This window comes from Marinobacter sp., from assembly GCF_048269445.1.
In the GTDB taxonomy this organism is placed as follows: domain Bacteria; phylum Pseudomonadota; class Gammaproteobacteria; order Pseudomonadales; family Oleiphilaceae; genus Marinobacter.
The window spans coordinates 133850-160330 of the sequence record NZ_JBLXIQ010000009.1 but is presented as its reverse complement, the minus strand read 5'-3'; the positions used below and the strand labels follow the sequence as shown (position 1 = coordinate 160330).

29 protein-coding genes are annotated in these 26481 nt (G+C 55.7%); 12 read left to right on the top strand and 17 right to left on the bottom strand.

Annotation, left to right across the window (positions count from 1 at the left end; all coding sequences use genetic code 11):
- Positions 1–225: 225 nt before the first annotated feature.
- From ACN0XM_RS17865 to ACN0XM_RS17845, 5 genes are all read right to left on the bottom strand, one after another.
- The gene (locus ACN0XM_RS17865; protein ID WP_417568291.1) at positions 226–690 is read right to left on the bottom strand and encodes a YpsA SLOG family protein; all 465 of its coding nucleotides are present in this window, start codon (positions 688–690) and stop codon (positions 226–228) included.
- 1008 nt (positions 691–1698) lie between these two features.
- Positions 1699–2106 carry a hypothetical protein gene (locus tag ACN0XM_RS17860; RefSeq protein ID WP_417568290.1) on the bottom strand — a complete coding sequence of 136 codons (408 nt, stop codon included), beginning with the start codon at positions 2104–2106 and terminating at the stop codon, positions 1699–1701.
- A gap of 435 nt (positions 2107–2541) precedes the next feature.
- Positions 2542–3228, bottom strand: coding sequence for a hypothetical protein (locus ACN0XM_RS17855; protein ID WP_417568289.1), 687 nt, complete (start codon positions 3226–3228; stop codon positions 2542–2544).
- A gap of 143 nt (positions 3229–3371) precedes the next feature.
- Positions 3372–4169, bottom strand: a complete 798-nt coding sequence (locus tag ACN0XM_RS17850) for a hypothetical protein (protein ID WP_417568288.1) — start codon at positions 4167–4169, stop codon at positions 3372–3374.
- A 34-nt stretch (positions 4170–4203) separates the two neighbouring features.
- Entirely contained in the window at positions 4204–4812 is a 609-nt protein-coding gene (locus ACN0XM_RS17845; protein WP_417568287.1) for a hypothetical protein, read from the bottom strand.
- Between the two features lie 510 nt (positions 4813–5322).
- On the opposite strand from ACN0XM_RS17845, the gene ACN0XM_RS17840 reads away from it, so the two are divergent.
- From ACN0XM_RS17840 to ACN0XM_RS17830, 3 genes are all read left to right on the top strand, one after another.
- On the top strand, positions 5323–5910 hold the full coding sequence (locus tag ACN0XM_RS17840; RefSeq protein ID WP_417568286.1) for a hypothetical protein: 588 nt from the start codon (positions 5323–5325) through the stop codon (positions 5908–5910).
- A gap of 21 nt (positions 5911–5931) precedes the next feature.
- Complete coding sequence (locus tag ACN0XM_RS17835; RefSeq protein WP_417568285.1) at positions 5932–6192, top strand: acyl-CoA-binding protein; 261 nt, start codon at positions 5932–5934, stop codon at positions 6190–6192.
- Between the two features lie 136 nt (positions 6193–6328).
- Positions 6329–6646: a site-specific integrase gene (locus ACN0XM_RS17830; protein ID WP_417568284.1), complete on the top strand. Its 318-nt coding sequence runs from the start codon at positions 6329–6331 to the stop codon at positions 6644–6646.
- A gap of 8 nt (positions 6647–6654) precedes the next feature.
- Here the strand turns inward: ACN0XM_RS17830 and ACN0XM_RS17825 are convergent, their stop codons facing one another.
- Both ACN0XM_RS17825 and greB read right to left on the bottom strand, forming a co-directional pair.
- The gene (locus ACN0XM_RS17825; protein WP_417568283.1) at positions 6655–7128 is read right to left on the bottom strand and encodes a hypothetical protein; all 474 of its coding nucleotides are present in this window, start codon (positions 7126–7128) and stop codon (positions 6655–6657) included.
- A 113-nt stretch (positions 7129–7241) separates the two neighbouring features.
- Positions 7242–7757, bottom strand: a complete 516-nt coding sequence (gene greB, locus ACN0XM_RS17820; RefSeq protein WP_417568282.1) for a transcription elongation factor GreB — start codon at positions 7755–7757, stop codon at positions 7242–7244.
- A 298-nt stretch (positions 7758–8055) separates the two neighbouring features.
- Here greB and ACN0XM_RS17815 point away from each other — a divergent pair, with 298 nt between their 5' ends.
- Complete coding sequence (locus tag ACN0XM_RS17815) at positions 8056–8337, top strand: hypothetical protein (RefSeq protein WP_417568281.1); 282 nt, start codon at positions 8056–8058, stop codon at positions 8335–8337.
- On the opposite strand, the gene ACN0XM_RS17810 is transcribed toward ACN0XM_RS17815, so the two are convergent.
- From ACN0XM_RS17810 to ftsY, 8 genes are all read right to left on the bottom strand, one after another.
- Positions 8331–9821, bottom strand: a complete 1491-nt coding sequence (locus ACN0XM_RS17810) for an ATP-binding protein (RefSeq protein WP_417568280.1) — start codon at positions 9819–9821, stop codon at positions 8331–8333. The two genes, ACN0XM_RS17815 and ACN0XM_RS17810, sit on opposite strands and share 7 nt — an antisense overlap.
- Positions 9808–10488: a response regulator transcription factor gene (locus ACN0XM_RS17805; protein ID WP_099618467.1), complete on the bottom strand. Its 681-nt coding sequence runs from the start codon at positions 10486–10488 to the stop codon at positions 9808–9810. The genes ACN0XM_RS17810 and ACN0XM_RS17805 overlap by 14 nt, the downstream gene beginning before the upstream one ends.
- Before the next feature lie 103 nt (positions 10489–10591).
- The gene (hyi, locus tag ACN0XM_RS17800) at positions 10592–11371 is read right to left on the bottom strand and encodes a hydroxypyruvate isomerase (RefSeq protein WP_417568279.1); all 780 of its coding nucleotides are present in this window, start codon (positions 11369–11371) and stop codon (positions 10592–10594) included.
- Between the two features lie 7 nt (positions 11372–11378).
- Positions 11379–12290: an NAD(P)-dependent oxidoreductase gene (locus ACN0XM_RS17795; protein ID WP_417568278.1), complete on the bottom strand. Its 912-nt coding sequence runs from the start codon at positions 12288–12290 to the stop codon at positions 11379–11381.
- 328 nt (positions 12291–12618) lie between these two features.
- Entirely contained in the window at positions 12619–13479 is an 861-nt protein-coding gene (gene rpoH / locus ACN0XM_RS17790; RefSeq protein WP_417568277.1) for an RNA polymerase sigma factor RpoH, read from the bottom strand.
- 195 nt (positions 13480–13674) lie between these two features.
- Positions 13675–14679 carry a permease-like cell division protein FtsX gene (gene ftsX / locus ACN0XM_RS17785; RefSeq protein WP_417568276.1) on the bottom strand — a complete coding sequence of 335 codons (1005 nt, stop codon included), beginning with the start codon at positions 14677–14679 and terminating at the stop codon, positions 13675–13677.
- Complete coding sequence (gene ftsE, locus ACN0XM_RS17780) at positions 14669–15358, bottom strand: cell division ATP-binding protein FtsE (RefSeq protein WP_417568275.1); 690 nt, start codon at positions 15356–15358, stop codon at positions 14669–14671. The genes ftsX and ftsE overlap by 11 nt, the downstream gene beginning before the upstream one ends.
- A gap of 29 nt (positions 15359–15387) precedes the next feature.
- Entirely contained in the window at positions 15388–16575 is a 1188-nt protein-coding gene (gene ftsY, locus ACN0XM_RS17775) for a signal recognition particle-docking protein FtsY (protein WP_417568274.1), read from the bottom strand.
- Positions 16576–16734: 159 nt separating this feature from the next.
- Between ftsY and rsmD the strand changes: the two genes are divergently transcribed.
- On the top strand, positions 16735–17385 hold the full coding sequence (gene rsmD / locus ACN0XM_RS17770; protein ID WP_417568273.1) for a 16S rRNA (guanine(966)-N(2))-methyltransferase RsmD: 651 nt from the start codon (positions 16735–16737) through the stop codon (positions 17383–17385).
- Positions 17386–17453: 68 nt separating this feature from the next.
- Here rsmD and ACN0XM_RS17765 read toward each other — a convergent pair whose 3' ends face one another.
- Positions 17454–18632, bottom strand: coding sequence for a fatty acid desaturase (locus ACN0XM_RS17765; protein WP_417568272.1), 1179 nt, complete (start codon positions 18630–18632; stop codon positions 17454–17456).
- 138 nt (positions 18633–18770) lie between these two features.
- Here ACN0XM_RS17765 and mutM point away from each other — a divergent pair, with 138 nt between their 5' ends.
- The 7 genes from mutM (at position 18771) to ACN0XM_RS17730 (ending at position 24379) form a co-directional block, all read left to right on the top strand.
- The gene (gene mutM / locus ACN0XM_RS17760) at positions 18771–19583 is read left to right on the top strand and encodes a bifunctional DNA-formamidopyrimidine glycosylase/DNA-(apurinic or apyrimidinic site) lyase (RefSeq protein WP_417568271.1); all 813 of its coding nucleotides are present in this window, start codon (positions 18771–18773) and stop codon (positions 19581–19583) included.
- 183 nt (positions 19584–19766) lie between these two features.
- Complete coding sequence (locus ACN0XM_RS17755) at positions 19767–20099, top strand: hypothetical protein (RefSeq protein ID WP_417568270.1); 333 nt, start codon at positions 19767–19769, stop codon at positions 20097–20099.
- Positions 20100–20193: 94 nt separating this feature from the next.
- Positions 20194–20883 (top strand): GMP/IMP nucleotidase, encoded by a 690-nt coding sequence (gene yrfG, locus ACN0XM_RS17750; RefSeq protein ID WP_417568269.1) that lies wholly within the window; start codon positions 20194–20196, stop codon positions 20881–20883.
- A 41-nt stretch (positions 20884–20924) separates the two neighbouring features.
- Positions 20925–21332 (top strand): ribosome-associated heat shock protein Hsp15, encoded by a 408-nt coding sequence (gene hslR / locus ACN0XM_RS17745; protein WP_417568268.1) that lies wholly within the window; start codon positions 20925–20927, stop codon positions 21330–21332.
- An 81-nt stretch (positions 21333–21413) separates the two neighbouring features.
- Complete coding sequence (gene hslO / locus ACN0XM_RS17740; RefSeq protein WP_417568267.1) at positions 21414–22268, top strand: Hsp33 family molecular chaperone HslO; 855 nt, start codon at positions 21414–21416, stop codon at positions 22266–22268.
- Positions 22269–22441: 173 nt separating this feature from the next.
- A complete protein-coding gene (locus ACN0XM_RS17735) occupies positions 22442–23977 on the top strand; it encodes a phosphoenolpyruvate carboxykinase (RefSeq protein ID WP_417568266.1) in 1536 nt (511 codons plus the stop codon).
- 123 nt (positions 23978–24100) lie between these two features.
- On the top strand, positions 24101–24379 hold the full coding sequence (locus ACN0XM_RS17730) for a hypothetical protein (RefSeq protein ID WP_417568265.1): 279 nt from the start codon (positions 24101–24103) through the stop codon (positions 24377–24379).
- Positions 24380–24404: 25 nt separating this feature from the next.
- Here the strand turns inward: ACN0XM_RS17730 and ACN0XM_RS17725 are convergent, their stop codons facing one another.
- Positions 24405–26468 carry a TRAP transporter large permease subunit gene (locus ACN0XM_RS17725; protein ID WP_417568264.1) on the bottom strand — a complete coding sequence of 688 codons (2064 nt, stop codon included), beginning with the start codon at positions 26466–26468 and terminating at the stop codon, positions 24405–24407.
- Positions 26469–26481: the final 13 nt, after the last annotated feature.

Here is a 26481-nt window from a genome sequence, read left to right as displayed (position 1 = left end):
TACCGGACTACGGGAAAAGGGTCGAAATTAACCGACATTACTAAGCAGTGAGTGGTTTAGTTATTGGGGGCAGGTCACGTGATGCACTTGATGGTATTGAAATCATAACTTGGGCGTTTGGTCGCAAAGCGAACTTTCAGACTTTCGGATAACGCCAGCGAGCATGCGCGGTTACGGAATGGAGGTGAAGCCGCAATGCAGTAGGTGTCGCCGTGCCTCGCTCGGTTATGTGGATTGCTTTAGCACATGGCTCAGTGCCTGTACCACGTAGTTGTATATTGCTGGGCAACCGCTTGATCTTGGACCTGCGACATTTAAGATACTTACGTTGAGCTCACGGACAAATTCACTAAGAAGCTCTGCTGCGCGCAGAGGCTCCACCAGAGCGATATCAATAAGTTTGTACGGTTTGCTTTGCCGAATGCAAAAAAGAACGGTTGTTTCCGTTCCTCCTCGAAGATAAGACTCGTAAAAAATAGCCGTACCGTCTGAGTCCGTTACATTTTGCTTTGTTCGCTGGCGATACCCTCCGCCGATTTCCGTCAACGTGTATGCGTTATTGATCGGCCCATCTTCAGCCACCCGCCCGACAGGACAGCTGCCGCCGATTGGAAACCCCAATGTAAGAGCAGCATCTAGCGCAGCACGATCAGCGCCAGTTTGCCCACCACTTATGACCTTTGAGAGCATGCTCTGTCCAAATCAACGCTTTTGTTTAGCGGCGACCTTTTGCAGCGAAGCGGAGAAAAGGGCGTCCGGTGATGGGCCGTATGGCGCGGAACGAATTGGAATTATTTGTTAAATTACTGACGCTACAAAAGAATGATGTCCCAGTTTGCCGTGAGGTAGAGTGTTGCTATGAAAAAGCAAACGTTGATCCCCATGGCTTGCCACAGCTTTGTTTCAAACGACTCCAAACTCTTTCGTTGAGAAGTCACTGCGTAGAATAGGCAACCAATTGTTCCGTAACCAAACATTGCGAATGCGTGGCGCAGAACGTCGGCCCAACACCAATCACAACTTACACTTGAGGCGAACGACCAGCCGGTGAGCCAGGGCAATATAAAATAAGGCACCCAGAACACCGACAGTAGAGCCAGCTGACAAAGTTTCTTCGATCCAAGTTTATGCTGGCTCATATGCTAATAAAGCACTTATTGGGCACCGATAAGGTATCCCGACGCGACGATTACGAGAGCAACGAAAAAGTTTTTTAGGTAGCCGCTTGCAGCAAGGTGTTTCACAGGCAAAAGACTGACCAACCCCCAACCAAGAATGCTGCTAAGAAGCATTGCCGCAACGTAGGCAATAATTCCCGACCACCAATTGACCACCAAACCCACATATATTGCGGGTCCGAAGGTGCAGAGTATCACCCAGATATTCTGAAAAGGCGTCATAATGGCTCCGTGCCAGATTTAGCGCTGAGATGAGTGGCGCATGAAGCACCCTAGTATATTGAGCCAACCCACAAAAAGACCCCTATACCCAGGAATCACCATGCAGCGGTGCTGTTTCGGTCCTCACTCTGGAGATAGGCTCCAGCGAGAAACAATACAATTCCTAGCACCAATACTAGTAGGCTCATCTGCGGATCGCCCTCATTCCCGAGAATTTAACGCCTGTGGTAATGGACGACAACGGAGCGCGCCGTAGTTGGTGTCCCATTGACCACATTGTTACGAGGTGGTGGGCTGACTACAAAGTCATCGCTAGCTCAGACCAAGCTCCAAATTCACCGGCCATAATTTCTTGGCAATAATCAACATAATTCCCTCCGGACCAACCCATCGGAGGGTTTACACCGAGCACATGGTTTGCGGAAATATCTCTATCAGCATCTACGCGAACGACTATTCCGGTAAACCTGCCATGATTTAAGATTGTGTAGGCCTCCGTCCCGCAAAACTTCTGTTTGTCGTAGTAAATTGCCCCGGTTTCACCGTTGGCCCAGAAGCTAAGGTGCTTTCGCCACTCATCCAAAATCTTGATAGTCATCCCATTCGAAAGGATCAGCTCGCTATCGGTGGCTTGCACAATTCGGACGATGCTTAATCTGCTCGACTTGAACCCGATTTTGACCTTAACTAAACGTCGCAGTCCCATAGTTGATCCTGTGGCTATCCTCATAACAGCAATTAGGCAGCACGCTTTACCATTGCACAAATTTGACTGAGTCATTATTACTAACTTTGAGCCACCAATTACGCTGTGCATAAAACAATAAAACAATAAAACAATAAAACAATAAAACAATAAAACAATAAAACAATAAAACAATAAAACAATAAAACAATAGCTTAGCCGAGCATGACCATCTTTGCCACGTAGTCATCTAACTTCTGCAACGTGCTCCGCCAATCAAACTGGATGAAATGGCGGTGGCTGGCTTGGAGTCACTGGAGCAAAGCCCTGGCTCTTATGTTCGCTTTTGTTTGGGAGTTTTTGAGAAGCTCGGCCTGGTCGCAAAGCGGACATTCAGATGGTGCGATACCGCCAAAACTAAGCGGTACGTCTCAAGCCTCCGGCTTCCGTGACTTGTTAGTCATTAGCCGAGTGAATAGCGTGGGCTTTCAGATACCCGTCCAACTCCCGGCAGGCTTGCACATACTCGAAAAAACCGCCTGCAAAAGTCATAAGATTGTCGTTGTTCAATCTGACCCTCGACAAACTTTCGATCAGGCTAAAATGTCTTGAGTCTTGGACTTTCATCAACAAAGCCACCAGCGGGGCTTCAAGAAATATAAGCTGCGTCATTATCTTATCAATGTGATGCGAAGATCTAACCCTATAGTTTTCAAAATATTGAAGCCAGTTTGCCTGCCCTCCTTGCCAGAAAACTAACGGGGCGCCTCCATTAGGTTCTAATCTAGCGAAAACAGCTTCGATGTCTTGCTTTTCCAAAGTTTGGAAATCGAGTTTGGTCGGATCCACCTTAGAGAAGCCGGCGATCTGCGTTCTGCAATCTTGCACTACAAGATTCGCCCACCGTGTTACGAAGGGATAGATTGTTGTCTTTTCTCGCACCTCTCTGAAGTGCACTACTATCAGGTAGAAAACGTAACTCGCTAATACTGATGCAAGCACCGCTTCGATAACCAGTCCGAGCTCATGAAAGCCGTCAACTGGCTCAGAAATTTGATTGAATATGAACAACTTTACTAGCAGCAGAAGCATCGACGATAATGCTGCTAAATTGACTGCTCCTGGAATTGTTCTCCAAAACACTCCGAAATCACTCCCTGACTAACGCCAATGTCAAGCGGCCGACTTGTCGGAGCGGTGCGTAGACAAGGCGGTCCGGCGGAGGCCCATCAGGGCCGTAGCGAACTTGAATTAATTGTTAGGATTTTGATGGAAAGCGACCCACTTTACGCAAGTGCCAACGCACTTCCTAACCCGATGAATTTTCTCTCAAACTCTTTGAAATCACTATGAGTCGCGGCAACCGGCGGCATCTTGTGCTCGATTTTTTCGTCACCCTTGCTGCAAGTAAAATCTATTGCTTCAGAACGTACCCCAAAAGAACCGACCAGAGTGCAATGAACATGCGGGCTGATACCGGCCTCTATATTCTGTCGCATCATTATCGAGGTGAGGAAAGCCAACGTTTCACCAGCTTTGCCTAACGAACCGTGATCACTATCGGTCGTTACAGAGTTCTTCGGCTCATTGAGATCGTCCAAAAACATTGCGTACTTTTCTTTCGTGCTGCCCGAGCCTATTGATGTTGCTTGGTTACGACACATCACCTTAGGTTGAAACCCATTGGAATGTCGCATGACGATAATATCAGTGCGTGGCGAGTAAACATTTTTCCCTACTGACTCTCTCGGTGAAAAGCCTGCTAACAAAAGGGAGCAACCTAATTTTTGATCCTTTACAGGAGATTTTTGAAATTCTCTTCTACCTGACCGATGCCATTCCTGAAGAAATCTCCTCGGGCTAATTAACTTTTCGTCAGCACCATGGATTGCTGCAAACCTCCTCATATCTGCAAGAAGCTTAAAGCCTGTCTCGACACTCCCGGAAAACCCGCACGCCATGTTTGGCGCTACTGCATAAACCTTTCTCAGACAGTCGGCAGACTGAGAGCCCCACGTTACTTGTACATCGGAGATAATTGCTGCATAGCCCGAGACAAATGTTCTACCAACGATCCATGTCATTCTGAAACCCTAACGCGGAACGAAGCGGCGCGTCTCACGCGTCCGCCTTGCGTGGCTGGTTAGTTGGTTCCAATGGATTCTGCAAGGTGAGAGCAAGCTCAATCGCCATTTGTAGGTACCTGCGTGTCTGTTTGCTCGTCGGCACAAAATGGGGAGCATGAGCAGCTTCGTTGCGTAATCCTCTAAGATCCTCAAAAAACGAAAGCAATGTTTTCGCATAACCTCCGGTATTAATTAGCTCAAGAACAACCTTACGAGGGGAGACCCTGCGAGAATTTTGGATACCGTTTCTCTCTGCGGCTTCGGAAAGAGATGCCTCCACCTCAACCCATGCTTCGAGCAAAGCCGCGCGGGGCGACTCATCGGCAATGCGAAGCAAGCGCTCATATCGTTCATCGTAAGGGGGAGGATAAACGGGCTCCTCGTCTGCAGGAGATAATGGCTTCTCCTTCTTCGGTAACGCCTTTCTTGCCTCTTCCTCTGCAGCAGCGAGCTCTTTTTCAAATCTTGCTTCGACATCCTTGTATTTCAGAGATGTCACTCGGCCGAGCAGTTTTCGGAGATCCGAACGGAAGAGGTAGCCCAGCCAGACAACTGCCGCTGGCCACGCTAATGCATCTATGATGTTTACAACATGCTCCATATGCTCTACCAACTAACAGCAATTAGGCAGCACACTTTATCATTGCAGATATTGAACTGCGCCATTACTACTGACTTTGAGCTATCAATCGCGCTGCACATAAATTGATAAAACAATAGCTTAGCCGAGCAGGGCCATCTCTGCCATGTAATCATTCAGCGTCTGCAATTTGCTCCGCCAATCATACTGGATGGAATGGCTGTGATGAGCTTGGAAGCTCCGGAAGAAAGCCCTGACTCGAATGTTCGCTTTTGTTTAGCTAGGGAGCACATTTGCGGCCAAAATATGATGTCAAGAACACCCAGTGCAGTGGACACCGCTGCATCAGATCGATCCGTAACTTGTGGATGTCTTCCAGAGACTTGATGTAGATCTCACTACAGCGCATGCCACTTATCCCACGCGATACCGAGCTTTCTGGCTGTTGGGAAATATTGTAGATTACGAATCCGTTCCGGTTCCGCTTTCCGGTCCGACAGGAAAATACCTCAACAGAAAAAGGAACTTTCAATGTACGCTCACGCCCGTCGCATTCTCACCTATTGCAATTATCGCCAGCTTACATTGGCGATAACGCTATGCCTGCTGGTAGTGCCAGCCCATGCCTCCGATCTGAGAAGCTCAACCATTGAATCCTTTCTTGCCAGCTTACAGGACATGCAATCCATTTTTGACGATTCGGAAGCAAGCGAGCCGGACGAGGAATTCACAGGCAGTGACGACTGGAACATAGACTTCACCCGTATGTATTCGGGTATGGTAGACGAGCTGAGTAACCATCCGCCCACGCAACGAAAGGTAGGTGCCGTGGCTGAGCGTCACGGCTTCGAGAGTCTTGAACAGTGGGGCCGTATAGGCGACCGTATTTTCACGGCGTACATGGCCATCCACGCGGAAGGCCAGCCCGCCGTGGATACGGGGGCAATGGAGAACTACATGGCTTTAATGGAAAATCTGCCTGAAGCTGAGAAACAGAACATCCGGAAGATGATGGAAAGCACGGTGAGATCCAACAAAGTGATCCGCAATGCTCCCGTGAGAGATATTGAAGCAGTGCGACCGTATGCCGATGAAATAATGGCACTTCACGAGATGTAAGCCAGATAAAGGAATCGAAAAATGAGTGACCTGAAAACCCGCTTTGATGAAGCCGTTAACTACATTCAGACCGCCGAAGGTGACTTCAAGCCATCCAACGAAGTGAAACTTGAGTTCTACGGGCTCTACAAACAGGCCACAGAAGGTGATGTGTCTGGCAAGCGCCCAGGCATGATGGATTTTGTTGGCCGGGCCAAGTTTGATGCCTGGGAAAAGCTCAAGGGCATGTCTAGCGAAGACGCCATGCAGCAGTATATCGACAAGCTCGAAGCCCTCAAGTAAGCCTCTCTGCACTCCGGATCCCGGTGCGGTGCCTGACCGGGATCAATCCCCCACCTAAAACCTTTGCGATGGTCAAAAGACTGTCATAAGATGCGCGCATTATAGCAACACCAATACATCAGGAAGAGTTACTCATATGGACATCGACGAGTCGCTGGATGAATCCCAGCCGGGCCTTGTGGGCCGGGTCAAGGACGCCATCCGCAAACATCAGCTCAATCAGCGTGCAGAGCAGACCTACCTTCACTGGATCACGCGGTTCGTGCTGTTCCACGGTCAGAAAGACCCGGAAGCCCTGGGCAATGAAGACCGCCAGCTGTTTCTGCAGTATCTGAATGACCGCATTCGAGTATCCCGGGCAAGGTTCAACCAGGCCAGTCAGGCACTGACATTCTTTTACGAGGATGTTCTGGGCAAGGCAGCAATAGACAGTACCGGCTGTGCCGCCGCCTGAGACCAGGCTCAACGCCCGGTCATATTGATGTTCAGGGCATCGTAGGTGCGGTTCTCGGGCGGGCGGATCACGTAGTTGTTGCCGTGGGTCTGTCCGGGAATGGACTTGGGATTGCTGAACCGGAACTCCACCGGAATTTCCGATCGGCCCAGGTCGGTACGGCTGTCGCCGGGCTGAAGCGACAATGGGTCCAGATAGAAATCATCTTCCGTGCGAGGCCTTACCGGCACGCCCACTGCCGGCGCCGAAAGTCCGCCTTCAATCACGGTATTCGACAGGGCTTCTTCCTCGATGGAACGAAGCGGAATGGTATGAAGGGTGGATCGTTCTTCAAACTGGAAGGCGCTGCCCTCACTGTCAGCCGATGAGGTCTCCTCGGCCAGGGCAAGGACCGGGCACATCAGTAATGCCGTCAGGCCGGCAAAAACCAGCGAACTCCTGGCATTGCTCTCCGTTTTTTCGCAATCCGAACGCATACCCATGGTGAAAATCCCGGCTGACAAATCCTTGCCTACATAAGCGTGTGACAAATTTTGATCAGTCTATCGTCAAAATACACCGATTGCCCGACCAGTCGACGATTCTGTGACGCTTTTCACTTGTCGCCGGAAGGTTCCTGGTAGCGAATGCCGACCACCAATACCGATTTCCAACCCTCCGGAGTGCGAACATTCACTTCATCGTCGAGGCGCTTGCCGATCAGGGCCCGGGCCAGCGGCGAGTTGATACTCAGATAGCCTTTGTTCAGATCAAATTCGTCGGCCCCCACCAGTCGATAGGTTTGCTCGTCGCCTTCCTCATCTTCCACAGTCACCCAGGCACCAAAAAATACCTTGTTGCGATCATCAGGCAACCGGTCCACAACGGTGAGCTCATCCAGCCGTTTACCCAGAAAGCGAAGCCGGCGGTCGATTTCCCGTAACTGCTTTTTGCCGTAGATGTATTCAGCGTTTTCAGAGCGATCACCAAGGGCAGCAGCCTCCCTTACGGCCTGGGTGACTTCCGGCCGCTTGATCTTCCACAGATACTGCAACTCCTCACGCAGCGCCCGTTCACCGTCTGGGGTGATGTATCGGGGGCGTGGCCCACCATTATCGGGAACCTTGGTCATTGATTCGCAACGTCCTCTGCCAATGGGAATACAGGAATGGGAGATATAAAAAAACCCCGTAAAAACGGGGTAAGGCTAGCGCTGTGCTGGAGGGAGAAGCAAGCAACAATTCGTGCAGGCTTCCAAAGCTACAAATTCCATTATCCACAGCGAGCATTACGCCGGCGTGGCCGACGAATTACCTTTTAGTCAGGGAAAGTGCGAACACGCGACTTTCTAATTAGGTTGCACACTCTAGGGACAAGGCATAACTTTGGAAAATTAATTTTTCCCAGTTTTCAGTCACGGAGATATCGACATGAATACTCAAACACTGCTGAATATGGCGCTGAACGGCGTGGACGCCCTTGGTTATCGACTAGACCAGTTCGGCATCACCGGCAAGGTGAACCGCCATAACGTTGCGGCCTTCCTGATGGCGGAACAGAAGCACCTGGAAGGAGAGTGGGACAGCATTCAGGTGCGGGTGAATCGCCGCCGTTCACAGGTTGAAAAGATTACCCATCAGATTGAGTCCCGTAAGGACGCGCTGGTCGCTCCGGTGCTGTCGAGGATTCACCGGTTCCGCGCCAGTCAGTGAGTTTCTGCGCCGGTGGTTTCGGTTGCGGTTCGGGTTTCCCCGCCCGCTGAATCCGCCGGCTGTTCCGCCTGTGCTGCGCGTATCCGTTTCCGGGCCTCGGTAAAGGCAGGCATCCGGACGGTGACAGTCAATCCGGGCGGGGTCTCACCGGGCCGGGTATCGGTCAAAACAATCCGGCCCTGATGGATTTCAGCAACGGCACTCACCAGGCTCAGCCCCAAACCATTACCGGGTAGTGAGCGGCTCTTGCCAACACGATAGAAACGCTGGAACACCTGATCTTTCTCGGCATCGGGAATGCCGATACCACTGTCCCGAACCTCGAAGATGGCCTCGGCCCCCTCCTTTCGCACGGCGACACCGATAGCACCATGTTCCGGGGTGTATTTGATCGCGTTATCTATCAGGTTACTGACCATCTGGAACAGCAGGTCCCGATCACCCTCGATGATCACCCCGTTTTCCAGGGACTGCTCAAAAGACTGGTCTTTATCCTCGGCCAGGGCTTCATAGAGTTCGCACGCGTCGGTAACCAGCGCATCTAGCGATACCGGTGTCATATCAGCGGCATTGCCCCGGGTTTCAAGCCGGGCGATACGCAGCAGGGCGTTGAAGGTGGCGAGCAACTGATCGGCCTCGGCCACTGCTCGGCCGGCCTGTTCCCTCGCTTCATCGTTATCCACCGACATCAGGGTATTTTCAAGCTGGTTCCGCAGGCGGGTCAGGGGGGTGCGTAGGTCATGGGCAATGGAGTCGGAAACGTGCCGGATACCTTCCATCAGATAAACAATGCGGTCCAGCATCTGGTTCAGGTTTTCCGCCAGCTGATCAAAATCGTCGTCCGTTCCACGGGTAGGAATTCTCAGGGACAAGTGGCCATTCATGATTCGGCGGGAGGTGTTGTTGATCACCTCAATTCTCCGGGTCGTGCTCCGGCTCATCAAAAAGCCGCCCAGCAGGGCCAGCGCCAGAGTGATCCCCATCCCCCAGTTAATGGCAGTTTCAATCACCCGCTTAAGATTGGTAAGTTCATCCACATCCCGGCCCACCAGCAAGCGCAGGCCACCCTGAACCTCAAAAATACGGGCGCGGGCCAGGCGCTCAGGGCCTGTCCAGCCGACAGATTCGTTCAGGGTGAAATTGATCCAGCCGCTTTCGGATCGGCTGCCTTCAGGCCAGGTCTCGATGTTTCCGGCGAGCTTCAGGAAGTCGTCGGTCGTCAACAGATAAATGGATTTGGCATTGGGATCGCGGGCAACACGCTCGCGAATAATGGTAATCAGGCCGTTTACGCCACGGCCCCGATACTGCTCCGCCAGACCGGCGATTTCCGCTTCAATGGTTTCGTCGGTCTGGGCGGTCATGAAGCCCGCTGTGCGCCAGTAAATAAAAGCGAGCAGCAAAAACACCGAGGTGGCAAACACCACCATGTACAACAGGGCTAATTGAAAAGACGAAGTCCTTAGCTGACTAAGCAGTTTCACGTAACATGTACCCTGCTCCCCGGATGGTTTGCAGTAAGGGTGTCTCGAATTCCTTATCGATCTTGGCACGCAGCCGGCTGATGTGAACGTCGATGACGTTGGTCTGGGGATCAAAGTGATAGTCCCAGACTTTCTCCAGCAGCATGGTCCGGGTAACCACCTGGCCGGCGTTCCGCATCAGGTATTCAAGCAACCGGAATTCACGGGGCTGAACGTCAATATTCTGGCCAGCCCTTTTGACGGTCCTGGCCAGCAGATCCATTTCCAGATCGGCCACCCGCAAAACCGTTTCGGTTTCCGCCGCCTGGCGATTACGTCGAATCAAGGATTCGATGCGAGCCAGCAGTTCGGTAAAGGAAAACGGTTTGGTCAGGTAATCGTCACCACCGCCCCGCAAGCCTTCGACGCGGTCGTCCACATCACCCAGGGCGCTCAGAATCAAAACCGGCACCTGGTTTCCGGTCGCCCGGACGGTCTTGATGATAGACAGCCCATCCATCCCCGGCAGCATGCGGTCCACAATCATAATGTCGTAGTCTTCACTGGCCGCCATCATCATACCTTCCTTGCCGTCAGCCGCATGATCGACCACGAAGTCAGATTCCTTCAGCCCTTTAACAAGATAGTTTGCTACGTCCTGATCGTCTTCGATTACCAGCGCTTTCACCGGCTCTCCTCCCGATAGCGGATTAGATTGACCCCAAGGGTACGAAGAACTTGGGAAGCCGGCCAGTTACGATCTTGTAAGAGGGTGTCGCCTATGGCGACGGTCACCCCTGACCCACGAACCAGCCGAGGCTGTCCCCCGTAGCGGCTGAAGGCCGGTACTCGGCCCCAACCCAGCCTTCATAACCCATGCGATCGATGGCTGCAAAAACATTCGAAAAGTTAATCTCCCCGGTGCCGGGTTCGTGGCGCCCGGGGTTATCCGCAAACTGAATGTGGCCAATCCACGGTAACAGGCACTCCATCGAGCGCACCAGATCCCCTTCCATGATCTGCATATGGTAAAGGTCATACTGCAGGCGAACGTTGTCTGCGTCTACCTCCTCAATCAGCGCCAGCACCTTGCCGGAGGTATCGAGAAAGAAACCCGGCATATCCACCCGGGAATTAATGGCTTCCAGGCACAGCGTTATATTTTCCTCTGCCAGCTTATCGGCGGCCCAGGTAACGTTCGCCACCAGCGTCTGCCATGCAATTTCCTCTGACAGGCCAGCTGGCCTTAACCCTGCCAGGCAGTTCAGCTGACGGCAACCTAATGCCCGGGCATATTCGATGGCTTGATCCACCCCTCCCTGAAACTCCTTCACCCGGTCTGGCAGACAGGCAATACCCCGCTCACCGGCATCCCAGTCACCCGGCGGCAGGTTGAACAGTACCTGGGTCAACTGATTGTCGCTCAGCATCTGGCTGAGCATGTTTTTCGGGTAGGCATAGGGAAACAGGTACTCAACTCCCTCAAACCCGGCAGCCCGAGCCATGGCAAAGCGCTCCGGGAAATCCACTTCGGTAAACAGCATGGACAGGTTGGCAGCAAAACGGGGCATGGTGTCGTTACTCCTTCGGGCCGCGGCCGAGTGAGCCGAGCAAAGCACCGTTCAGGTGCTCCAGCTCCAGCAGCAGGCCGCTGTGGTCAACATCACTGTGACCATTGGCCACCAGCGACAGATATTCATTATGGGTCTGCTGCGCCAGCGGCAGCGTCAAACCTTCCGCGCGAGCCTCATCCAGAATCATCCGCATGTCCTTGAGCTGAATACGAGCCGGCGCACCGGGGGCAAAATCCCGGTCAATCATCCGCTGACCGTGCAAATCCAGAATCCGGCTACCGGCAAAGCCACCCAGCAAGGCCTCCCGAACCGCCGCCGGATCAGCCCCACCCTTGGCTGCCAGCAACAGTGCCTCGGATACGGCCCCGATCGTAATCCCGACAATGGCCTGGTTGGCCAGCTTGGCCAGCTGGCCAGACCCCACCGGACCAATCCGCGTGCATTTGCCCAATGCCTCAAACACCGGCCGGGCCCGATCAACGTCCTCCTTCGAACCCCCGACCATGATGCTCAGACGCGCCTCAGCAGCGCCCACAGTGCCACCAGAGACCGGCGCGTCCACATACCCCGCGCCCTGCCCCGCCGCAAGTGACGCATGGCGACGAGCCACGGAGGGCTGGACAGAACTCATGTCGATCACCAGTGCACCCGGTTTCAGAGCCTCAATCGCACCCTGGGCCACCATCACCTGTTCCACCACATCGCTGTTCTCCAGCATGGTGATCACCAAGTCAGCATTGGCAACCGCCTCTGCCGGAGATTTTGCGATGGTTGCCTCGGAAGAAAACGGTTCACACTTGCTGGTGGTCCGGTTCCACAAAGTCATCGGGAAACCTGCATCGAGAAGATTGCGGGTCATCGGCGCGCCCATCAGGCCAATACCAAGAAAGGCGATGTGTGGATAATTCGAGGTCATTTTTATTCGGCCCTTGCATCAAATGTTCGGGACGGGATGGGGTGGGGCCTTCCAAAACTGTGCGGAGCCATGGGTGGAGCGCGAAAGCGCTTCACGGGCTGGCCATGGATGGCCTGCCCCGGACCCTCAGTGCGACGCAGGAGCAATAAGCACTGAGGGGCGGAGCCCAAGCGCCACATGGATGTGCCGCAAGGAGCGTGTTTTGGAAGGCCCCACCCCATCCCGTCTTCCACGGAGTCCAACTAACGATTATACAAACAAAAACGCCACCAACCGGAACTGGTGGTGGCGTTTTTAGCTACTTGGCCCGCTGAGGCCAGCCAATCAATCAGGCCGCCTCAGACATCTGCACGCGAATCTTCTTCATCGCATTCTTCTCAAGCTGACGAATCCGCTCCGCAGAAACGCCATACCTGTCGGCCAACTCATGCAGCGTTGATTTGCTTTCCGACAACCAGCGCTCGCGCAGAATATCCTGACTACGCTCATCCAGCTGCTCCAGGGCCTGCATCAGGCGGCCATTGGAATCCTCTGACCAGTCGGAATTCTCCAGCTGGGTGGCCGGATTACTACGAACGTCTTCCAGATAATACGCCGGCGCCTGATAGGCGTTATCATCGTCATCGTCCATCGGACCATCGAATGCCGTGTCATGGGAGGCCAGCCGGCCTTCCATTTCCCGAACTACCTTGGGCGCGACACCCAGATCTTCCGCCACCGCATTCAACTCATCGTGACTCAACCAGGCCAGCTTCTTTTTCTGACTGCGCAGATTGAAGAACAACTTGCGCTGGGCCTTGGTGGTGGCCACTTTCACAATCCGCCAATTGCGCAAAATAAACTCGTGAATCTCGGCCTTGATCCAGTGCACGGCAAACGACACCAACCGAACGCCGAATTCCGGGTTGAAGCGCTTGACCGCTTTCATCAGGCCAACGTTGCCTTCCTGGATAAGGTCGGCCTGAGCCAGACCATACCCGGAGTAGCTCCGGGCAATGTGGATCACGAAACGCAGGTGTGACATAACCAGGTAACGGGCTGCGTCTACGTCGCCCTCGTAATGGAGCCGCTCAGCCAGCTCCCGCTCTTCATCCGCAGTAAGTACCGGAATGCGGCTCGCTGCCTGAATGTACGACTCGAGATTTGCGCCCGGAACCAGTCTGTCAACCAGCTGTAAATTCGTACCCATGCTTTAACCTCCGAACCCGACGGCCCTTGAATATATCAATAAAAACTTAGACCGCCAAGAACCCTAAAAGTTCCCGAACTTCCCAGTAAAACGTTAGGAATCAACTATCTGGAAAACCCACCATGACTCTGCTGACTTCGACACTACGTCAACGGAAGCTGTTTCCTCAATACGGTTTTCCCGCTATCCGGATCATTATCCTCCGGCAATATCGCCCGGTTCCATGTCATCAAGATGACGCTTCACCGCGACCCAAGCGCCAAGCCAGCCTAGCAGCATCGCTACAATAATCAACGCCAGGGCACCATCAAAATTCAGTCCGTTGAGCGAGAAATCGCTCCGGTACAGGCCTGCCAGCCGCTCTATAGGCCCGCTGAGCCACCATAAGGAGAGCTGCAACAGTATCAGTGCAACTACCCCACCACCGAGACCGAACCAGGCGCCGGTGTAGAGAAAGGGCCTGCGAACGAAGCTGTCGGTGCCGCCCACCAGCTTGGCGACGAGAATTTCATCCCGCCGGCTCTCGATGGATAGCCGCACCGTATTCCCTATCACCAGCACCACAGCAGCCGCCAGCAGGATAGCCAGTGCCCAGACAGCCCGGGCCAACAGATCGGTCATGGCATTCAGACGCTGCAACCAGCCCAGATCCACCTGAACCCGTTCGACGCCTTTCATCCCTTCCATAAACCGAACCAGAGCTTCCACGCCTTCGGCGGAACGGGCGCTTTCCTCGGGCGTCACTAGCAGGGTGTGTGGCAAGGGATTTTCTTCCAGGAAATCCAGGGCATCTTCAAGCCCGGACGATGCCCGGAACTCTTCCAGCGCCTGATCGCGATCCACCAGCTCGACACTGGCGACCCGGCCGTCTTCGGCCACCCCGTCACGGAGCTCGCGGGCCTGCTCCAGGGGCACGTCCAGTTCGATATAGGCAGTCACCCGTGCACTGCTCTCCCAGCCGGCGCTCACACCCTGAAGACTGGCCAGCAACAATAGCAACGCGACCGGCAGCGCCAGCGCCACCCCCATTACTGTCCAGGTCATCAGGCTGGCAATCGGGGTATGCCATAGGCGCTGGGCGCTGTCCCGCGCCACCTTGCGGTGGTGGGTCAGGTAGCTTTCTGCCTGCTCGCGCCATGCCGAGCGAGCCCTGTTGGCTCCACGGGACTGCTCCGGCTTCCGACGGGGGTCAGTGGCCACTCACACCTCCCAACACCGGCGCGCCACCCGCTGTAAGGCGACCGTGGTCAAGCGTCAGGGTTCGCCGCCCCATTTCGTTGATCAGGGCAATATCGTGAGTGGCAATCAATACAGTGACACCCACTTGGCTGAACTGGCCAAAGAGATTCATGATGTCGGAAGACAACGCCGGATCAAGGTTACCGGTCGGCTCATCCGCCAGCAGCACCGGGGGCTTGTTAACCACTGCCCGGGCAATACCCACTCGCTGCTGCTCACCGCCGGAGAGCTGCATTGGATTCATTCTTTCCTTGCTCAGCAGCCCCACCTTGTCCAGGGCGGCACGGACCCGGCGCCCGGTGTCGCGTGGGGATGCCCCCATGACTTCCAAAGGCATGGCCACATTGTCAAAAACCGTACGGTCAAACAGCAGCTGATGGTTCTGAAACACCACACCGATGTGGCGGCGAATATAGGGAATCTGCCGGCGGGGCAAACGGTTCAGTACTTGCCCGCCAACGATTACCTCGCCAGCACTGGGGCGCTCCATCACCATAATGAGTTTCAGAAGGGTGCTCTTACCCGCACCGGAGTGGCCGGTGAGAAACGCGAGTTCACCCCGCTCCAGGCCAAAATTGACCTGGCGGAGGGCAGTGTGATCACTGTCGTATCGCTTGGTGACCTGACGAAACTCAATCATGGACGGCTACCGCTGCGTTCAACTCCGGGCTATTCGTCAAACAGTGCATCCACAAAGGTTTCGGCATCGAAACTGCGCAGGTCGTCCACCTGCTCACCGACCCCGATAAAACGGATGGGGAGCTGCAACTGACGAGCAATGGCGAACACAATACCGCCTTTGGCCGTGCCGTCCAGTTTTGTTAAGGTAATGCCGCTCACACCGACGGCCTGCTGGAACACCTGAGCCTGACTCAGAGCGTTCTGGCCGGTGCCGGCATCCAGCACCAGCATCACCTCATGCGGCGCGGTTTCATCCAGCTTTTTCATCACCCGAACAACCTTCTCCAGCTCGCCCATCAGGTTGTCCTTGTTCTGCAATCGCCCTGCGGTATCGGCAATTAACACGTCCACACCACGGGACTTGGCGGACTGAATGGCGTCAAAAATCACCGAGGCACTGTCAGCACCGGTGTGTTGCGCCACCACCGGTACGTTATTACGCTCTCCCCACACCTGCAGCTGCTCAACGGCGGCCGCGCGGAAGGTATCACCTGCCGCCAGCATCACCGATTTGCCCTCGTTCAGGAATTTCTTGGTGAGCTTGCCAATGGTGGTGGTCTTTCCTACCCCGTTAACACCCACCATCAGAATCACATAAGGTGTCTTACCGCCGTCCACTTCCAGCGGCTTGGTTACATCTTTCAGCAGACCATGCAGTTCATCCCTCAGAGCCTTCCGCAGAGCCTCGCCGTCCTTGAGCTGATTGCGCTGAAGCTTGTCAGTCAGGGAATCGATAATTTCGGAGGTAGCCGTGACACCCACATCGGCCATCAGGAGTGTGGTCTCGATTTCCTCCAGCAGATCCTCGTCAATTTTCTTGCTCAGCGAGAAGAGATCCGACAGACCACCGGTCAGGTTCGCCCGGGTTTTGCCCAGGCCCTGCCGGATGCGCTCGAACACACTGGCCTGAGGCTCAGGTTCCGGCATTTTCTCCGGTTTGGGGACGGCTTCGGGCTCGGGTTCCGGAACTGGCTCCGGCCTGGCAGGCGCCTCAACGGCAGCTGGCGCTTCGCTCTCGACCGATTCAGGCTTGGGCGCCGGTCCCCTGGCAACCTCCGGCTTACGTTGCGGAACCGGTTTGGGCCGTGGCGCGCGGCTTCGGTTGCCGGCAATATCCAGAACAAATACGAGCACAAGAAGGGCCAGAAGGCCGATCGAAATCCACTCTGCCGTCATAAAGTCATTCCATCAGTCTGAATGGGCGGGACAAATAAAGCCGACATTCTAGCAGACTGTCCCGGTGAAGTGAGGCCCGCGCGGATTATCACGCCAGCGTCGGTTTCCGTTACCATGCCACCAGCTATTCCGAATCAAACCGCCCCTGGAGCTGCAAACATGGCGCGCCGAAACCCCGCAAACCGGAGCCGACCAGGAAAACCAAAACGAGGGACCGGCCCCACTTTCTCCCGGAACGAGGCCGGCACCGGTGAGCTGCGTATCATTGGCGGCGACTGGCGCAGCCGGAAGCTGCGGTTTCCGGATGCCGGCGGCGTTCGCCCGACACCGGCCCGCACCCGGGAAACCCTGTTCAACTGGCTCTCCTTTCACCTTGCCGGCAGTGATTGCCTGGATCTGTTTGCCGGTTCCGGCGCGTTGGGACTGGAGGCGCTTTCCCGTGGCGCTGCCACAGTCACCCTGGTGGACCACACCCCGGCCTTGGCCAGGGCATTACGGGACAACCTCAGGCTATTGAAATCCAATGGCGGCGAAGTGGTCTGTGCCGGCGTTGAAAACTACCTGAAACACAGGAACCGGCCGCCATTCGACATTGTGTTCATGGATCCGCCGTTCCGGCAGGGCTGGCTGGAAAGACTGTTCCCGCTCCTTGACCAGCAGGAATGGATCAGGCCCGGGGGTTGGGTGTACGTGGAACACGAAAGTGAGATCACAACCCCTGCCGTACCAGCCGCCTGGCAGCTGCATCGCCAGAAAAGCGCAGGCCAGGTGACCTACTCCCTGTTTCGGGTAATGACCGAAGCGGAATGAAAAAGGGGTCAGATGAAAGCTTTCATCTGACCCCCAGTTCACGGGTCTTGTCGAACTCGTGAGCCTGATCAGCCCGACGGCCGCAGAGAATAGGCCCTGAGGTGCTCGGCAAACTCTTCCAGGTAGCGGATGCCGCTGGCTTCCGCTTCCCGGCACCACTGCATCAGAGCGTTGAGCTTGTCCTGGGGTTTGAGACCACGCTGGCGCCAGAGAGCCTGCAACTCATGACTCTTATCATAGATCTGGCGCAGCACGGCGTTGCGTTCCAGCACGGTTTCCAGGGTTTCCTTTTCCTTGGGCTGAATCAGTGTAATTTCACGGGATAGCAACTGCCGGAGTTTCCGGTACCGGGGACGGATTTCATCGTCCATCAGCGCCTTCTGTTGGCGCAGCACGGGCTCCATCACCCGCTTACGGTACTGGCGCATGATATCAAACCGGTTATTGGCAATCGCCTGAACGGTTTCCACGTCAACATCCATCTTACCGGGCACATGATGGGCAATCGGGCGGAACCCTTTCGGCTTCGCCAGTCCGAACAACTGGAATAGCCGGATATAGCCCCAGCCTATGTCTACTTCGAACCAGCGGCGGGACAGCTTGGACGAGTTCGGGTAGGTGTGATGGTTGTTGTGCAGCTCTTCGCCACCAATCAGCAGCCCGAGGGGCGATATGTTGCGGGCGTTATCGGCACATTCATAATTGCGGTAACCCATCCAGTGGCCAATGCCGTTCACCACGCCAGCCGCCCATACCGGGATCCACATCATCTGTACCGCCCATATCCAGATGCCATTAACACCGAATAGCGCCAGATTGATGATCGCCATCAGTATGATACCCAGCATCCGGTACCGGCTGTAAACGTTCCGCTCTACCCAGTCTTCCGGGGTGCGCTGGCCGTATCGCTCAAGGGTCTCCGCCGTTGCCGAGTCGGCATAAAGTTCGGCACCCTGGAACAGGACCTTGCGAATACCTAACACCACCGGGCTGTGAGGATCTTCCTCAGTTTCGCATTTGGCGTGGTGTTTACGGTGAATGGCCGTCCATTCCTTCGTGTTCTGGGCGGTGGTCAGCCACAGCCAGAACCGGAAAAAGTGTTTCAGGACAGGATGCAGGTCCAGCGAGCTGTGCGCCGAATGGCGATGCAGGTAAAGCGTTACACTTACAATCGTGATGTGGGTCATTCCAAGAGTAACCAGAATGAGCTGCATCACCGACAGGTCAAGAAGACCATTAAACCACATAGTAAATCCTCAAAATCATCATCTATGGCGCAAGGCCAACGTCTTCACTTTAGCGTACAGCTGTAAGCCACAACAACAGTATTTGGCTGCAAAATTGTTACTGATTACACTTGTGCCTTTTCCTGCGGAGAATCACCTTTGCCCGAACTGCCTGAAGTCGAAACCACCCGCCGCGGCATTGCGCCCTATTGCGAAGGCCAGACCATCGTTGGCGTTACTGTGCGCAACGGCAGCCTGAGGTGGCCGGTTCCGGCGGATCTGGGTGAGAGACTCAGGGCGCAGGTCATCAGAAGCGTAGACCGGCGAGCGAAATATTTATTCCTCAACATGGATCAGGGAACGGTGATTGTTCACCTGGGCATGTCTGGCAGCCTCCGGATCATTACTGATGACACACCGCCCGTGGCACATGACCATATCGACCTGGCACTTCAATCCGGGGTCATCCTTCGGTTCAACGACCCCCGGCGGTTTGGCTGCTGGCTCTGGGCCGACTCCGTCACAGAGCACCCGCTGATCAGCCACCTGGGGCCAGAACCTCTGGCGCCGGAATTCAACGGTGCGATGCTGTTCCGGCGTTCCCGTGGCAAGAACACCCCGGTGAAGTCCTTCATCATGGACAATCACGTGGTGGTGGGCGCTGGCAACATCTACGCTAATGAAGCCCTGTTCAAGGCTGGCATACACCCCCGGCGCAAGGCCGGGCGAATTAGCCTGAACCGCTATCACCGGCTGGCCGAGGCCATTCGGGAGATCCTCAGCGCAGCCATTCTTATGGGCGGCACCACCCTGAGGGATTTCGTCAACAGCGACGGCAAGCCCGGCTACTTCGCACAGTCCCTGCTGGTTTATGGCCGTGGCGGAGAACCCTGCAAGGAATGCGAAACCCCGCTCAAAGAAATCCGCATGAACAACCGTGCCACAGTTTACTGCCCCCGCTGCCAGCGCTGAACGCTAACGAAAATGCACATTCTGCAACGAAAAATCGTTTGAAAATACGCAAATATGATTCATAGTTAACAGAGGATTAATGCTCACCGTTTACAATAGGGTCGTATTCACACGATGCGGCCGGGATGCTGACTTCCCCTGAACACAGCATCCACAAGGGCCAAAAGCTCAGGAGACAGTAAGATGACCCGCAAGATTTCCCGCACCCTGGTGGCCACAGTGGCAGCCTGCCTGCTGGCATTTTCGTCCGTTGGCCACGCCCGTGCTGTTGATGAGCAGCCATCGGCCCTGGCCATGACCGGAGACGCCATTTTTGCCCGCCCGGTGCTGCTGGCAACCACCATCGTGGGCAGCGCCGTATACCTCGTGTCACTGCCCTTTTCACTGCTCGGCGGTAACGCAGATGAAGCCGGCGAAGTGCTGGTGATGGGCCCGGCCAGAGCTACCTTTGTGCGCTGCCTCGGCTGCACCCGCACCGGACGCAAACCGGAAACGGTTGAACAGACCGACAACTGATTCGGCTTTCCCCGGCAGTCTCCGTATTATCACTGCTTGCCCTAGCGAGCGATCTCCGGCAGCCTGAGAAAAAATCTTCAGGCTGCTTTTGTATATGGTTGACTGGTCTTCCCTCGAAACGGTGTTCCTCGACATGGACGGGACACTGCTGGATCTGCATTTTGATAACCACTTCTGGCTCGAGCATCTGCCCGCCCGCTATGCCGAGCAAAATGACCTCCACCCTCAGGCGGCCAAAGACCGGCTGATCCCGATGATCATGGCTGAACGCGGCTCCCTGAACTGGTTTTGCACCGACTACTGGAGTGAGCGGCTTTCCCTCGACATCACGGGCCTGAAAGCGGAAATCGGCGACCGGATCGGCTACCGGCCCCACGTGACCGATTTTCTTGACGCCCTTCGGGCATCCGGCCTTCGCTCGGTGATTGTCACCAACTGCCACCCGGACCCCCTGGCCCTGAAACTCCGTCGTACCGGGCTTGAAGCCCGGGTTGATGCCATTGTTTCCAGCCATCAGCTTGGCAAACCCAAGGAAGACCCCGAATTCTGGCAGGATCTTCACCGGCTGGCGCCTTACCGGGCCGAAACCACCCTGATGGTAGACGACAGCTTCCCTGTGCTGGAAAGCGCTCGAAGTGCCGGCATTGCGCAATGCCTTGCGGTACTGGCACCGGACAGCCAGCAACAGGCCCGGGCCCGGCACCCGGAAATACCCTGCATCCACCACTTCGACGAAATCCTCCCGGCCCTGCGCCAGCGCTCACCCCTGCCATCCGGCCGATGACAGGGTTATAATCGGGTCACAAGCCCATCAGGTGAGGAGATATGATGGCATCAACCCCTGACGACCAACGTACAAGGCTCGACAAATGGCTCTGGGCTGCACGCTTCTACAAAACCCGGTCCCTGGCCAAAGAGGCGATTGAGGGCGGCAAGGTTCATTACAACAGCCAGCGCTGCAAGCCCGGAAGGCTGGTGGAGGCCGGTGCCAAACTGACCCTGAGGCTGGGCTGGCAGGAGAAGGTCATCATCGTTGATGACGTCAGCGACCGGCGCCGCGGTGCACCGGAAGCCGAGAAGCTTTACCACGAAACCGAAGACAGCGTAAAAAAACGCGAGGAAATGGCCTGGCAGCGCAAAACCATGCAGGCGGCGCAGCTTCCTCCGGCCAGGCGTCCTTCCAAAAAGGATCGTCGCGATATTCAGCGCTTCCGCGACCAAAACGGCATCTGAACCCTTTCATGCAGACACTCCCGCGCGTACCGGCGGGATCATCACCGCCAAGACCGGCATTCAGTTTTCAGGAGACATATCATGGCATCCCGCGACCAGTTCCAGCGTTTTATCTTCGAGCACAGCCAAGTGCGGGGAGCCTGGGTACAGCTGGGGGACAGCTATCAGGAAATCGGCAGCCAGGCGCCCTACCCGGACACCGTTCGAACCCTGCTGGGTGAAACCCTGGCAGCCAGCATTCTGATGAGCAGCACCCTGAAATTTGAAGGCACCCTGTCGATCCAGGCCCAAGGCGAAGGTCCCTTGCGCACACTGATGGCGGAGTGCAGCCACGACCGCCATATCCGGGGGCTGGCCCGCTTTGACGAACACGCCGTGAGCGAGGACAGCTTCCACAACTTGCTGGGCGAGGGCCGTATGGCCATCACCATTACCCCGAACCAGGGCAATCGTTATCAGGGTGTGGTGCCACGGGAACAGGACACCCTCGGCGGTTGCCTGGAAGAGTACTTCGAGCGCTCGGAACAGATTCCCACCAGCCTGTTTCTGTTCGCCGATGAAAATGCCGCCGCCGGCTTGATGCTGCAGCGACTGCCGGGCGCCACAGAAGAGGATGACGACCTGTGGGACCGGGTCAATCATCTCGCCCGGACGGTAGAGGCCTCCGAACTACTGGAGCTGGACAGCGAAACCCTCCTGCACCGGCTATTCCACGAGGAGACCGTGCGCCTGTTCGATGCCGAACCGGTCGCCTTCCGTTGCAGTTGCTCCAGGGAGCGCACCCTCGGTGCGCTGGAAGCCATCGGCAGTGATGAGTGCTACAGTATTTTAGATGAACAGGGTTCGATCGAAATGGACTGTCAGTTCTGTCATGCTCACTATCGCTTCGATAGAAATGATATTGATCATCTTTTCACCGGTCATACGTTACACTAGTAGCTCTTCTGAATTCGCCGGGAAGCCACTGATAGCAAGGCTTCCCGGGCAGTCGTTTTTTACCGGCGTCTCTGGCATAATAGCGCGCCTGAATTGACCCGATTGTTCAGATTTCCGTCAATTTTGGGGGGCGGCCTGAACAATCACTAAGACATCCCGAGGGCGAGGTCGAAGTGAGCAACACTTATAATGATCTGAGTACACCACGACTGGTCGAGGTGGCACTGGCACGTGACGAAGGCCAGCTGGCCTCCAATGGTTCGCTGGTGGTAAAAACCGGCGACCGCACAGGCCGGTCTCCCATGGACCGTTACATTGTTGAGGAGCCAAGCACCTCTGACGATATCCACTGGGGTCCGATCAACCGTCCTTTTGACGCCGAAAAATTCGACGCCCTCTGGGACCGTGTTGAAGCCTACATTGCCGAAAAAGACCGTTTTGTGTCCCACGTTCACGTCGGCTCCGACCCCGAGCACTACCTGCCGGTGAAAATGACCACCGAAACCGCCTGGCAGAACCTGTTCGGCCGCAACCTGTTTATCCGTCCTGAAAGTTACAACCCGGCCGACAAGCAGGAATGGCAGATTTTGAATGCCGCCAACTTCGAGTGCGTTCCCGAGCGGGACGGTACCAACAGCGACGGCTGCGTCATGATCAACTTTGCCAAGCGCAAGGTTTTGCTGGCGGGCATGCACTACGCCGGCGAAATGAAGAAAGCCATGTTCTCCGTGCAAAATTTCCTGCTGCCGGAAAAAGACGTGTTGCCGATGCACTGCTCCGCCAATGTCGGCGAGGACGGTGAAACCTGCCTGTTCTTCGGCCTGTCCGGCACTGGCAAAACCACTCTCTCCGCTGACCCGCACCGCTTCCTGATCGGCGATGACGAGCATGGCTGGGGCCCGGGCACAGTGTTCAATATTGAGGGCGGCTGCTACGCAAAGTGTATCGACCTCTCCCAGAAGAACGAACCGATCATCTGGAACGCCATCCGTTTCGGTGCCATCGTCGAAAACGTGATGATCGACCCGGAGACCCGCGAGCCGGATTATACCGACGTTTCCCTGACCGAAAATTCCCGTTGCGCTTACCCACTGGAGCACGTCGAAAAACGGGTGATCGAGAACCGTGCTGGCGAGCCTTCGCATATTGTGTTCCTCACCTGTGATATGACTGGCGTACTTCCGCCCGTGTCCATCCTGAGCCGTGAAGGTGCTGCCTATCACTTCCTGAGCGGCTATACCGCCCTGGTCGGCTCCACCGAAATGGGATCGTCCTCCAAGTTGAAGTCCACCTTCTCCACCTGCTTCGGCGCACCTTTCTTCCCGCGCCCGGCCGGCGTTTACGCCGAGCTGCTGATGAAGCGTATGGACGAGTTTGGTAGCAAGATCTTCCTGGTAAATACAGGCTGGACCGGTGGTCCCTACGGTGAAGGCGAGCGTTTCAGCATCCCGACGACCCGTGCCATAATCGCCGCGATCCAGAACGGTGATCTGGACGATGTGGCAACCGAGCATTTGCCGACCCTGAATCTGGACGTTCCGAAACGCGTACCGGGCGTGAATACTGAGCTTCTGAACCCGCGTAACACCTGGGTAAGCCCGGACTATTACGACGGCAAGGCCCAGGAGCTGATTGCCCAGTTCGTGGAGAACTTCAAAAAGTTCGATGTGGCAGACGCGATTGTGGAAGCCGGTCCCAAGCTGAGCTGAGCTCAAGTAATGAAAAGAGGCCAGACGAAAGCCTTCATCTGACCACAATTCCAAGAAAGCGCCCTGCGAAAGCACGGCGCTTTTTTTGGAGGATGAAGGTCCATCGACAACGGATAACGCTATATGAAAGAACGCCTCAGACAACTTTTCGCGCCGATCCTCAAGCCTCTGGAAACCGGCGAAGTCGGTAACAATTACAAGCCATCACACCGAACCATCCTGAACGCCGTGGGCCTGCTATTTCTGATCCTGGCCTCCGTCTCGGTGATCGCGCTCTTTTACACTGGCGAGCCGGGCGCCCTGATTCCGGTGATTGTTTTCCTGGGTATTGGCGGACTCTGCCTGCTGGTAGGCGTGCTTGGTTCAGATGTGGCCGTGTCGAAGATGTGGGGCAACCGCTAAGCCGGCGCTGGCAACCGCACCGGTGTCATGTGTAGAACATCAGCGGCACGAAGGCCACCAGTAACAAAGAGACCCCCATGGCAATCAGCGGCATGACGATACGCTCGTGACGCTGATAGAAGGTTCCGGTTTGTTGCTGGGCCGCCAGCACTTCGGCCTCGCCGACCACCTGCCTGGTCAGCAGGTGGTTCAGGGCCACGGGGGGGCTGAGATAGCCCAGTTCAAAGGCCACCAGGGTCACCATCCAGAAATGAATGGGGTGAATGCCACTGGAGTAGGCGATGGTCGCAACCGTCGCGGTTACCAGGATCACGGCACCAAAGGCATCCATTATCATGCCCAGTATCACCAGAATCACCACCATCAGCAGCATCGCCGACCAGGCACTGTCAAAGGACTGCGGGAATGCCGCCATGATGTGGGAGCGTTCAATGACCCCGCCAATGCTGACGGACAGGCCCAACAACAGCAGCAATGCGCCGATCTCGGCCGTTGTATCATTAGTGGCGCCGCGCAGGCTTCGCTCCAACCCCTGATGGTTGACTTCTCCGGACACCCTGCCCCTGCCATTTTTCAGACTGACATACTCATACGCCAGAAGTGCCAGCATAATCATCGGCAACAGTCTCGGCGCTGAGAACTCGTCCATACTCACATCCAGGGCAAAACGGTAGAACAGCACCACGCCAGCGATCACCAGCACATAGGGAATCAGCGGCTTGAGCGCCTGAATCATTGCCGGAAAGGCTTCGGAGGCCGGAGCCAGATTGAACTGACTTTGCCGGTTCACGGTCAGGACCACCACCCCAAACATGGTGGCTGTCAGCACAAACACCCAGATGCCCCAGCCGAACAGTTCGTCCGTGGTCACTTCCCGATTCAGATAGGCAATCACAACCACAAGCAGACAGGGTCGCAAGACCACCCCCAGGGAACCGGACATGGCCGTCGCGGCCAGTGCCAGATGGCGGCGGGCACCGGCGGCTCGCAGCTCACTGTAGATCACCGCCCCGGCCGCAATGACGAAGATGCCGGAAGCGCCGGTGTAGGCGGTCGGCACCGCCGCAACCAGAACAGCCACAACCGCCAGCATTTCCGGCGGCATTCGCCATGGCCGGAAAACATTGAACACCAGGGTGGCTAGGCGGGTTTGCTTGAGCATCATGCCCACCCACACGTAGAGACCCACATTGAGGAACATATCGGACAGCTCCATCATCTTGCCGAGGTAAATTCCGATCCCCGAGGCGTGTCCGATCAGCGCAAAATAGGTTCCGGAAATCAGGCACATGACGGTATAAAGCGGCACCGCCAGGAAGGCCTTGTTCAGAGTGCCACCCTCCTGCAGATCGTCCGGCATCCGAAACAGCCGGTACAGGCTGGCCAGGGTCAGACAGGAAAAGCCGATAATCCAGAAATTGTGCAGCAGAAGTTCTTCTGATGAGACCGCGGTCTCCGAGCCCAGGGTCGATTGCCGGAAGATGGCACTGGAACCCAGCAACATCGCGTTGGCAATGGTTTGCAGCCCATGGGATACCGCGTAGTCCAGGCGGGTCTCCATGGCCCGCATGGCGATGTGATGGCGGGTAAGGGTGGCGGTCACGGCGCACAACATGACCAGAATAACGAGGATGAAACGCTGGGATTCCAGCCCAAAGGCGATCAGATCGGCAATGAACAGCTCCACGGCCCGGTAGGCTTTGACACCGGGCGTCATCTTGTCCTGGAGGTTCTCGAAGTTTCGGTGCGCCTGCCGGCAATCGGCTACAGAACGCTCAATGGACAGCCGGATGTCGGCCGGGTCCTTTTCCTCAGCGCCTAGCAAGGCGGCCATCGGGTCGTCAACAGCTGCTTCAGTGGCCATCTCGGCAGCCACTGCCGCCTCAATGTCTCGATCGGGATCACACGTTGGTTGAACCGGATCCATGCGTAGCTTGTAATAGCCACTCCAAAGCTGCTCTCCGCCGCGCAACATCTGGTTATGAATATCACTACTGGTGGAGAAGATGACCACTGTCAGCAACAGCAGACACACGGGCAGCGACGAAAACCACTCCAACCCGCTACGATGAAAACCGCCCTTCGACATAACTGATTACTCT

Excerpts from the sequence above, each read along its gene's own strand:
- ACN0XM_RS17865 (WP_417568291.1), bottom strand. The coding sequence starts at position 690 with ATGCTCTCAAAGGTCATAAGTGGTGGGCAAACTGGCGCTGATCGTGCT.
- ACN0XM_RS17860 (WP_417568290.1), bottom strand. The coding sequence starts at position 2,106 with ATGGGACTGCGACGTTTAGTTAAGGTCAAAATCGGGTTCAAGTCGAGC.
- ACN0XM_RS17850 (WP_417568288.1), bottom strand. The coding sequence starts at position 4,169 with ATGACATGGATCGTTGGTAGAACATTTGTCTCGGGCTATGCAGCAATT.
- ACN0XM_RS17845 (WP_417568287.1), bottom strand. The coding sequence starts at position 4,812 with ATGGAGCATGTTGTAAACATCATAGATGCATTAGCGTGGCCAGCGGCA.
- ACN0XM_RS17840 (WP_417568286.1), top strand. The coding sequence starts at position 5,323 with ATGTACGCTCACGCCCGTCGCATTCTCACCTATTGCAATTATCGCCAG.
- ACN0XM_RS17835 (WP_417568285.1), top strand. The coding sequence starts at position 5,932 with ATGAGTGACCTGAAAACCCGCTTTGATGAAGCCGTTAACTACATTCAG.
- ACN0XM_RS17830 (WP_417568284.1), top strand. The coding sequence starts at position 6,329 with ATGGACATCGACGAGTCGCTGGATGAATCCCAGCCGGGCCTTGTGGGC.
- ACN0XM_RS17825 (WP_417568283.1), bottom strand. The coding sequence starts at position 7,128 with ATGGGTATGCGTTCGGATTGCGAAAAAACGGAGAGCAATGCCAGGAGT.
- greB (WP_417568282.1), bottom strand. The coding sequence starts at position 7,757 with ATGACCAAGGTTCCCGATAATGGTGGGCCACGCCCCCGATACATCACC.
- ACN0XM_RS17815 (WP_417568281.1), top strand. The coding sequence starts at position 8,056 with ATGAATACTCAAACACTGCTGAATATGGCGCTGAACGGCGTGGACGCC.
- hyi (WP_417568279.1), bottom strand. The coding sequence starts at position 11,371 with ATGCCCCGTTTTGCTGCCAACCTGTCCATGCTGTTTACCGAAGTGGAT.
- ACN0XM_RS17795 (WP_417568278.1), bottom strand. The coding sequence starts at position 12,290 with ATGACCTCGAATTATCCACACATCGCCTTTCTTGGTATTGGCCTGATG.
- rpoH (WP_417568277.1), bottom strand. The coding sequence starts at position 13,479 with ATGGGTACGAATTTACAGCTGGTTGACAGACTGGTTCCGGGCGCAAAT.
- ftsE (WP_417568275.1), bottom strand. The coding sequence starts at position 15,358 with ATGATTGAGTTTCGTCAGGTCACCAAGCGATACGACAGTGATCACACT.
- ftsY (WP_417568274.1), bottom strand. The coding sequence starts at position 16,575 with ATGACGGCAGAGTGGATTTCGATCGGCCTTCTGGCCCTTCTTGTGCTC.
- rsmD (WP_417568273.1), top strand. The coding sequence starts at position 16,735 with ATGGCGCGCCGAAACCCCGCAAACCGGAGCCGACCAGGAAAACCAAAA.
- ACN0XM_RS17765 (WP_417568272.1), bottom strand. The coding sequence starts at position 18,632 with ATGTGGTTTAATGGTCTTCTTGACCTGTCGGTGATGCAGCTCATTCTG.
- ACN0XM_RS17755 (WP_417568270.1), top strand. The coding sequence starts at position 19,767 with ATGACCCGCAAGATTTCCCGCACCCTGGTGGCCACAGTGGCAGCCTGC.
- yrfG (WP_417568269.1), top strand. The coding sequence starts at position 20,194 with ATGGTTGACTGGTCTTCCCTCGAAACGGTGTTCCTCGACATGGACGGG.
- hslR (WP_417568268.1), top strand. The coding sequence starts at position 20,925 with ATGATGGCATCAACCCCTGACGACCAACGTACAAGGCTCGACAAATGG.
- hslO (WP_417568267.1), top strand. The coding sequence starts at position 21,414 with ATGGCATCCCGCGACCAGTTCCAGCGTTTTATCTTCGAGCACAGCCAA.
- ACN0XM_RS17730 (WP_417568265.1), top strand. The coding sequence starts at position 24,101 with ATGAAAGAACGCCTCAGACAACTTTTCGCGCCGATCCTCAAGCCTCTG.
- ACN0XM_RS17725 (WP_417568264.1), bottom strand. The coding sequence starts at position 26,468 with ATGTCGAAGGGCGGTTTTCATCGTAGCGGGTTGGAGTGGTTTTCGTCG.